Origin of the sequence: uncultured Meiothermus sp. (genome assembly GCF_937863175.1) — a bacterium.
Classification (GTDB): domain Bacteria; phylum Deinococcota; class Deinococci; order Deinococcales; family Thermaceae; genus Meiothermus.
Genome location: NZ_CALMCQ010000102.1, coordinates 1 through 8,033 on the forward strand (window position 1 = coordinate 1; position 8,033 = coordinate 8,033).

General features: G+C 58.7%; 7 protein-coding genes. 4 read left to right on the forward strand and 3 right to left on the reverse strand.

Going from position 1 to position 8,033, the window contains the following annotated elements:
- Window positions 1-139 (reverse strand): Gfo/Idh/MocA family oxidoreductase (locus Q0288_RS18035; RefSeq protein ID WP_366914725.1); only part of this gene is annotated, 139 nt, incomplete at its 3' end.
- Between the two features lie 536 nt (window positions 140-675).
- Here Q0288_RS18035 and Q0288_RS04115 point away from each other — a divergent pair.
- From Q0288_RS04115 to deoC, 3 genes are all read left to right on the forward strand, one after another.
- Window positions 676-1,395 (forward strand): ThuA domain-containing protein, encoded by a 720-nt coding sequence (locus Q0288_RS04115; RefSeq protein ID WP_299427599.1) that lies wholly within the window; start codon window positions 676-678, stop codon window positions 1,393-1,395.
- Window positions 1,392-2,414, forward strand: a complete 1,023-nt coding sequence (locus tag Q0288_RS04120) for a Gfo/Idh/MocA family oxidoreductase (protein ID WP_299427602.1) — start codon at window positions 1,392-1,394, stop codon at window positions 2,412-2,414. Before Q0288_RS04115 ends, Q0288_RS04120 begins: the two co-directional genes overlap by 4 nt.
- 243 nt (window positions 2,415-2,657) lie before the next feature.
- Window positions 2,658-3,398, forward strand: a complete 741-nt coding sequence (deoC, locus tag Q0288_RS04125) for a deoxyribose-phosphate aldolase (protein ID WP_299427604.1) — start codon at window positions 2,658-2,660, stop codon at window positions 3,396-3,398.
- A gap of 160 nt (window positions 3,399-3,558) precedes the next feature.
- Here the strand turns inward: deoC and Q0288_RS04130 are convergent, their stop codons facing one another.
- Window positions 3,559-4,923 (reverse strand): tetratricopeptide repeat protein, encoded by a 1,365-nt coding sequence (locus Q0288_RS04130; protein ID WP_299427607.1) that lies wholly within the window; start codon window positions 4,921-4,923, stop codon window positions 3,559-3,561.
- 294 nt (window positions 4,924-5,217) lie between these two features.
- Here Q0288_RS04130 and ftsH point away from each other — a divergent pair, with 294 nt between their 5' ends.
- A complete protein-coding gene (gene ftsH / locus Q0288_RS04135; protein ID WP_299427610.1) occupies window positions 5,218-7,086 on the forward strand; it encodes an ATP-dependent zinc metalloprotease FtsH in 1,869 nt (622 codons plus the stop codon).
- 319 nt (window positions 7,087-7,405) lie between these two features.
- Here ftsH and Q0288_RS04140 read toward each other — a convergent pair whose 3' ends face one another.
- On the reverse strand, window positions 7,406-7,792 hold the full coding sequence (locus Q0288_RS04140; RefSeq protein WP_299427613.1) for a LysR family transcriptional regulator: 387 nt from the start codon (window positions 7,790-7,792) through the stop codon (window positions 7,406-7,408).
- Window positions 7,793-8,033 lie beyond the last annotated feature (241 nt).

The window sequence follows — 8,033 nt, forward strand, 5'->3', positions numbered from 1 at the left end:
CCAATTTCTGGGCAGCGGACTCTGATTTAGAGGGTGAAGAGCCCAGAACCCCCTTGACCTCTACGCCCAGCCGCCGCAAGGCCTCCACATGCACTGGGCCAATAAAACCAGTCCCCACAACCCCCACTTTTTGCCCCATGCGTTCCTCCTGTCGCGGTGTTTGCTATTTTCGCCGCTGCCCCCGCGGCATAAAATATGCCCTGTACTGCATTTTGGTCTCGGCAGACCGTGGTTTTCATTCTGAAAACCGCTCCAGGTACATCGTAAATGAAAACCCGATGTTCTCAGGTATGCAAAAGTTGCGTTGGCTCACCATGGTTGAACTCGAGTCCTCTGCTCTAGCCCGGCAGTGTCTCAACCGCTGGATCACTGCTGAGCCCTTACTGCGCTCGGAAGTGCTGGCCAGAGCTAAGAAACAAAACCAGGCTACCATTACCGTCAAGGGGCCGTTTTGCATTGAGGCTGCCAGGCACAACCATAAACGGCATTGCGAAAGCTTCAAAGCATTACGGTCTAATCCGTTCATGGTACGCGAACCTTTGAATACGCTACCCACCAAACCTGCTCAAGGGATGAACCCGGCGTAACAGGCGCAACTGTTTATGCGGCAGAGCAGCACCTGCAAGCCAATCGGCCCATCCAACCCGGGCTAAAACACGGTATAAATGAATCCTTATGGTAAACGTCACCATCTGGAACGAACATCTGCACGAGCGGAGAAACGAAGTCGTGCGCAAGATCTACCCCGAGGGCATCCATGGCGCCATTGCCAAAGGGTTGCAGGGTCTAGGCAATTTCAAGATTCAAACCGCCACCCTGGGCGACCTCGAGCACGGGCTGAGTCAAGCAGTGCTGGATTCCACCGAGGTGCTGCTGTGGTGGGGGCATCTGGCCCACGATCAGGTAAGCGATGCAGTGGTGGAGCGGGTGCAGTTGCGGGTGCTATCAGGCATGGGCCTGATCGTGCTCCACTCAGGCCACTATGCCAGGGTATTCAAGCGCCTGATGGGCACTTTTTGCAGCCTCAAGTGGCGCGAGGCCGGTGAACGAGAGCGACTATGGAACCTGCGCCCCGATCACCCCATCCTGCAGGGCATCCCGGAGTACATCGAGCTGCCCCAGGAGGAGATGTATGGCGAACGTTTTGACATCCCCGAGCCCGACGAACTCTTGATGATCTCCTGGTTCCAGGGAGGGGAGGTATTTCGAAGCGCCTGCACCTGGACAAGGGGTCATGGTCGTATTTTTTACTTCCGCCCCGGCCACGAGACCTTCCCCACCTACCACGACCCCCAGATCCTGCGCATCCTGGCCAATGCCTGCGTCTGGGCCAGGCAGCGGGTCAACCTGAACGTGACCCAGGCCCCCAACCGCGCCCCTCTGGAGCAGCTATGAAAGTCGGCCTTATCGGTGCGGGCGGAATTGCCGGGACTCACCACAAGGGCTATCTGGCCAATGGAGCCAGGGTGGTAGCAATTGCCGACATCAACCCCGCGGCCCTGGAAGCCCGCCAGCTCGAGTGGAATATTCCCCATGCCTTCACGGATTATCGCGACCTTTTGAAGCTACCAGAGATTGAAGCGGTCTCGGTCTGCACCCCCAACGCCCTGCATTATTCCGCTACGATTGCAGCAGCCAGGGCGGGCAAGCACATCCTCTGCGAAAAGCCCCTCTCACTCTCTCTTGGGGAAGCTACCGCCATGGTCAAGGCTGCGGCCAAGGCCAGCGTAACGCTTCAGGTCAACCACCATCTGCGCTCCAATGGAGCTGCTTTCAAGGCCAGGCAGATTCTGGACAGCGGTGCGCTGGGTCGGGTGACTTTTATCCGGCTGCGTCAGGCCCACGACTGGGGAGGCAGCCCCCAGGTGCGAGATTCCTTTGGCAAAAAAAACCTGGCCGGTGGGGGTACCTTGCTGGACAATGGCTGCCACATGCTCGACCTGGCCCGCTACTTTGGCGGCCCGGTACAAGAAGTCTATGCCCGCATGGGCGCTTTGAAATTTGGCATCGAGGTAGAGGACACCGCCCATGCCTCGCTGCGATTTACCAGTGGAGCCATCGGTGAGGTGGAGGCTTCCTGGTCGGCTACCGGCTGGGAGGAGGGTTTCTGGATCTACGGCACCCAGGGGGCGCTCGAGTACACCAACCGCTACGGCAAGCCGGTGCTGCGCCATAGTTTCCGGGTCTCTCCCGGCACCACCTGGGCCGAACCCGACGTGGCCCTCTACGACTTTGCCGGAGAACCCAGCCACACCCGGCATGTGGGTAACTTCCTGGCGGCCATTCGCGGCGAACGCCCGGTGATTTGCAGCGGCGAGGACGGCCTGGAAGCCGTGCGCCTGGTGCTAGCCTCCTACCAAAGTGCAAGGCTTAACCAGCCCATTCAACTGAAAGGATTCAAAGGAGCGCTGTGAAGTCCTGGCGGATTGCAGGCACCCCCTTCGACCCCATGCCAAGGGGCGCTGGGTCTGCTCGAGTTTTGGGCGGCAAATCGTGCAGGGGCCCAACCTGCTGGTTCTGCTTCTGGTATTTAGGCGAGGACGGCGCCCGGGAAGTTTTGTTGCGCATGACTAGTCTACAAACTAGCTGCAATCGCACATGGATGACATGGCCGAATCCCAAGCACAATCCATCCGGTATCTGGAAGGTAGGCTCCGATGAAAGAAATCGGTATTGAAACCCTCAGCTATACCCAGGTAGCAAAGATGATTGATCACTCGTTGCTGCGCCTCGAGCTTACCGTAGATGAAGTGATAGCTGGCTGTGAGCTTGCGCGCCGTTACGAGGTGGCCTCGGTATGTGTAAAGCCATGTGATGTGGAAATAGCTGCACAGGCCCTCGAGGGTAGCGGCGTGCGGGTCGGAACTGTGGTAGGTTTTCCCCATGGAAGCTCTGCCACCGCAACCAAAGTATTCGAGGCCCGGCTGGCTATGGAGCAGGGTGCGGTGGAATTAGACATGGTGGTTAATATTGGGCGCTTGCGCTCGAGCCGATCCGAATACGTACTCGATGACATTCGAGCGGTGGTGGAAGCAGCACATGCAGGCGGCTCCATCGTGAAGGTGATTCTGGAAAATGCCTACCTCAACCACACCCAAAAAGTGCTGGGCTATCAACTCACCGAGCAGGCGGGGGCCGAGTTCGTTAAGACCTCTACCGGCTTCGCCCCTAGCGGTGCTACGCTAGAAGATCTCCAGCTGATGCGCGAAACCGTCTCGCCCCGTGTACAGATCAAAGCCGCAGGTGGGGTTCGCACCCTGGATGCTCTATTGGAGGTCATGCGGATCGGGACAACCCGTGTGGGTGCAACAGCAACACAAGCCATCCTCGAGGACTTTAAAACCCGCAAAGCCGGCCAGGCCAGCGAGGCCCAGGCTGAGCTGAGCAGCGGCTACTGAAAGAATGCGTCCTGGTGCTTCCAGGGTATGTCCCTGCATCCAGCTCGGCACACACCTGGGTACTGCGCCCGTGACGAACATTCTGGCAGATGGGCTCTACAGGTATGACCAACTCAACTTTGGCACAGCTCAGATGCAGTCGCCAGATTCTACGTATGCGTCAATTCAACGTCCGATTTCCACCTATCATATTTCGGGCGCGTTCGGCGTAGTTGTTAAGGGTTTGATGCCATTCATCGGCGGGGTGCAGGTAGGGCAACACAGCCTCACTGCGTGAGATAATTTCATCGGGGCGGCGAAAGCCCAACTGGGCCAGGGTATCCACCGCCATTTGCTGGGCCGTAACCCAGTCGCGGCTACCTTCGGGGGCCTCTTCACTGGCCAGGGCGTAGTGCTCGAGCGCTTCTTCTAAATGCAGTAAATCGCAGGCCAGATTACCCAGAATCAGATGTCCAGCGCTCAGGCTGCCCAGCCGAATGGCCTCGTGGGCAGCCTGCGAGGCTTCTTCGTAGCGGCCCAGACGATAGAGAATTTCGGCCAGATCACCATAGGCTTCACCCTGGTAGCCATACTCGGGGTCGCGCATAACCTCGCGCAGGGTAGACTCGGCCTCAGCCAGCTCACCGGACTCGAGATAGGCTACCGCCAGCTCATGCAGGGCATAGCTTTTGTCGGAGTCTTCGGCCCGCCCCACCGCCTCTCGGAAAGCCTCGATAGCCTCGCGGGGATGGCCCAATTGCATCAGGGCCTGCCCGTGCACCAGGGGGGTTCCGTGGGCAGGTTCGGCTCCCTCGCGTTCTTTTTCCAAAGCCCGCTGGATGGCATCCAGGGCCAGGCCGGGGTTGCCCAGCAAAAGCTGGCTGCGGGCCTCGAGGTAGTACCGGGTAGCCGCATCTTCGGGGTCTTCGAGTTCGGGAATGTCTGGCTGTGCTTCCCGCAGGGCTTGCAGGGCCTCGTGGCCCAGTCCAGCCTCCACAAACATCGCCGAGGCATCTATCAGGTTCCAGTAGTGTTCCAGACCCACGGCCAGCCGCGAAGCCTCTTTGTAGGCTGCCGCAGCCTCGGCAGCCTGCCCCATCCGCTCGTAGGCCTTGCCCTGCAAAGTATGCGCTCGCCAGGCCAGGAAAGCGGGCAGCTCGAGGGGTTGATTCAAAACCTCCAGCGCTTCCTCCGGCAACCCCAGGTACATCAGCGCCTGAGCCTGGTGGTAAAGCGCATGGGGGTCGCTGGTCTTGGTCAGGATTTGCCGCACATCCTCTTCCGGGGCCCCCTCCAGCGCCCGCATCTCGCCCAGAATCGAGCGGTAACGCGGGTGGGACTCGAGGGTGGGCACGCTCACCAGTCCTTCCTCCAGCGCCCGGTTGGCCCCTTCGATGCCCCCTTCCCCATACAGCGAATAAGCCTCGGCCAGTAACAAGGCCGCCTCCGCTGCATCCTGCCCCTGAGCCAGCGCCAAAGTGCGTACCAGCGTTTCAAACGCCGTGTCGTAGTCGCCTTGATGGAGGGCCTCGAGAACCACTTGCATTGCCCCCATCATAAAGCTGAAAGCGATGAGCGGTGAGGGATAAACGATAGGCGGTATGCTACTTGTCAACTGCCAGCAGAGAACCGTGCTAAACCCCCAGGCCCTCTTCTCATTCGCTTCCCAGCCCCCATCTCCACCCGGCAAACCCTCTCCCCTACCCGCTTTACGCCCTGGGACTCATTCCTCATCCTGGGATTGAGTACCATATACTCAGTTAAGGTGCGTCCTCTCGCCGTTATATAATCGGTGGATTATGCATCACCCGCCTGGCGGGTACTTAATGGAGGTCATGGTTTGCCTACGCGCATCAATCCCTGGAGCTTGGTCATTATCGTCATCCTGGCCTACTGGCTCTTTACCATATTTGGTGGTGGCAATGCCGCCCGAACCACAGTTTCCTACAGTGATTTCATTGCCCATGTCGAGCAAGGAAAGGTCGCACGGGTGGTACTGCAGGAAGGTCGCATTAACGGCTATTTCAAAGCCCCCGAGCGGATTCAGGTCGGTGATGCCACCGAGACCGTAGACCGCTTTACGGTGGTTGCACTCCCCCCGGGTTTCGCCGACCCACAGTTCACCAATCTGCTACGCCAGCACCAGGTCGAAATCACCAACCGTCCTCCCAGCATCTGGGGGCAGGTTCTCTTTGCATTGTTGCCGATTCTGCTCCTGATTGGCTTCTGGTGGTTCTTCTTCATGCGTTCACAAGGGGGCGCAGGGCAGGTCATGCAGTTTGGGCAGAGCCGCGCCCGTCAGTATGGCAAGGAAAAACGGGTCAACACCACCTTCAAAGATGTAGCCGGGCACTCCGAGGCCAAGCGCGAACTGATGGAAGTGGTGGATTTTCTCAAGCATCCGCAAAAATATATCGCCATTGGGGCTGAGATTCCCAAAGGGGTGCTGCTGGTGGGGCCACCCGGCACTGGTAAAACCTTGCTGACCCGCGCGGTGGCCGGTGAGGCTGAAGTACCTTTTTTCTCGGTTTCGGCCTCGGAGTTTATGGAGATGTTTGTGGGTGTGGGTGCCAGCCGGGTGCGCACCCTGTTTGAGGAAGCCCGCCGCAACGCCCCGGCCATCATCTTCATTGACGAGCCCGACTCTATCGGGCGCAAGCGCGGTGCTGGCATTGGGGGAGGCCACGACGAGCGGGAGCAAACCCTCAACCAGATCCTCTCGGAGATGGATGGCTTCGAGAAGGATACCAGCGTGATCGTGCTGGCCGCAACCAACCGACCCGATATTCTGGATGCGGCCCTGTTGCGCCCTGGACGCTTTGACCGCCAGGTTGTGATCGGACTGCCCACGCTGGAAGAGCGCAAGGAAATCCTGGCCGTGCACATGCGGAACAAGAAATTCGCCCCGGATGTGGAAGTAAGCAACCTGGCCCGCCTCACACCGCAGTTTAGCGGGGCCGACCTGAAAAACCTGGTGAACGAGGCTGCCCTGCAAGCGGCCCGCGAAAACGCCACCGAGATTGCTAATGTACACTTCCAAACCGCTCTGGACAAAATCATGCTGGGTTTGGAGCGGGGAACCCTCAAGCTCAATGAGCAGGAAAAACGGGCCGTGGCCTTCCACGAAGCGGGTCACGCCATTGCGGGCGAGGTGTTGCCCTATGCGGACAAGACTGAGAAAGTCTCGATTGTGCCACGCGGCATGGCCCTGGGCGTGCGGTGGAGCAAGCCCGAGGAACGCATCCTGATGAGCAAGGAACACCTCGAGGACACCCTGGCCATGACCCTGGCAGGGCGGGCCGCCGAGGAGTTATTTGTCGGCACTATCACCACTGGCGCCTCCAACGATTTCAAACAAGCCACCGGCCTGGCCAAGCAGATGGTATTGGACTGGGGCATGGGCGAACACTTCAAGAACGTGGCCTGGGGTTCCAACCAGGGGCCGATTTTCCTGGGAGAAGAAATCGCCAAGAAGCAAGACCACTCCGAAGAAACCAGCCGCCTGATTGATTCTGATATCCAGGCCATTCTGGATCGGGCTTACGAAAAAGCAAAACAAGTCTTGTCCAGCAATGCCGAGGCCCTGCACCGTCTGGCCGAGGAACTCTTAGAGTCGGAAATCGTACAGGGTGAGCGTGTCCGCGAAATTATCGCCAAGACCAAACATCCCGAAGCCGTAGCTCCAGCAGCCTTTAATCCGGAAATCTAGGGGCGGTTGCCGTCCAGGGTGCATCCTTTCACGGAACCCAGAGGCGGCAAAGGGGTGGTTTTCGAAGCCCGCAGGGATGCAATCAACACTGAAAACCACCCTGATACCGAACCTGGCAGGTGAGCCTGCACCTCCCCTCCTGCAGAGGGGAGTTTTCTTCTGCAGATCGCACCTCGCCACCAAAGGAGGACTCCCCGGCCTGGTAACCGGGGAGTGGCTCATGAAGCGTCTGGCACAAAAATGGTAACATAGAGTAAACTATTTGTCAACGTTTTACAGAAATAGCCAGTATCCTTGTAGATTGTACTTGTAAGAATGGTTACTTATTGCCTTTTTGCTTGACGTTTTGCAAATCTTGCGTGGCCTTTGACCAGCCTGCAAAAGCCTCGGTAATGCGAGCCTCGAGCTCACCCTCCAGGCCCTGCAAAAAGAAGCGATAGCGCTCGACCAGCCCCAGCGCCTCTGCCGTGAGGGTGCTGCCTCCGCCTCCTTCGCCTCCAGAGTGGCGCTCCAACAAAGCAAAACCCAGCCCCTCTTCTGCTTTTTTGAGCCTATCCCAGGCCGCCCGGTAGCTCAGTCCGATGGCACAAGCCCCCGCTTTGAGGCTGCCTTTTTCGGCTACCGCCAACAGCAGGCGCAACGTGCCCGGCCCCAGCAGGAAGTCGCCGGAATCGGACTCCAGCCAGAGCTTGGCCTTGAGCCGCATACCTTTAGAGTACCGAGGATGGAGCCTGGGGTCTAGCGATGGGTCAACAGTTTTCTACCCGAAAACCTGGTTTTGATCCCTGCCACTGCTCCGGGTTAGCGCAGTCGGCGGCTTTCCCAGTCGGCGTGAAGGTAGAGGTAGTACAACCAGCCCCGGAGCGAGAGCGGCCCCATGGTGTTATGGAGGATATACTGCGGATCAATGGCGCCTTTGAGTTTATCGGTTAGCTCGAGGGTTTGCA

Excerpts from the sequence above, each read along its gene's own strand:
- Q0288_RS04115 (WP_299427599.1), top strand. The coding sequence starts at position 676 with ATGGTAAACGTCACCATCTGGAACGAACATCTGCACGAGCGGAGAAAC.
- Q0288_RS04120 (WP_299427602.1), top strand. The coding sequence starts at position 1,392 with ATGAAAGTCGGCCTTATCGGTGCGGGCGGAATTGCCGGGACTCACCAC.
- deoC (WP_299427604.1), top strand. The coding sequence starts at position 2,658 with ATGAAAGAAATCGGTATTGAAACCCTCAGCTATACCCAGGTAGCAAAG.
- Q0288_RS04130 (WP_299427607.1), bottom strand. The coding sequence starts at position 4,923 with ATGCAAGTGGTTCTCGAGGCCCTCCATCAAGGCGACTACGACACGGCG.
- Q0288_RS04140 (WP_299427613.1), bottom strand. The coding sequence starts at position 7,792 with ATGCGGCTCAAGGCCAAGCTCTGGCTGGAGTCCGATTCCGGCGACTTC.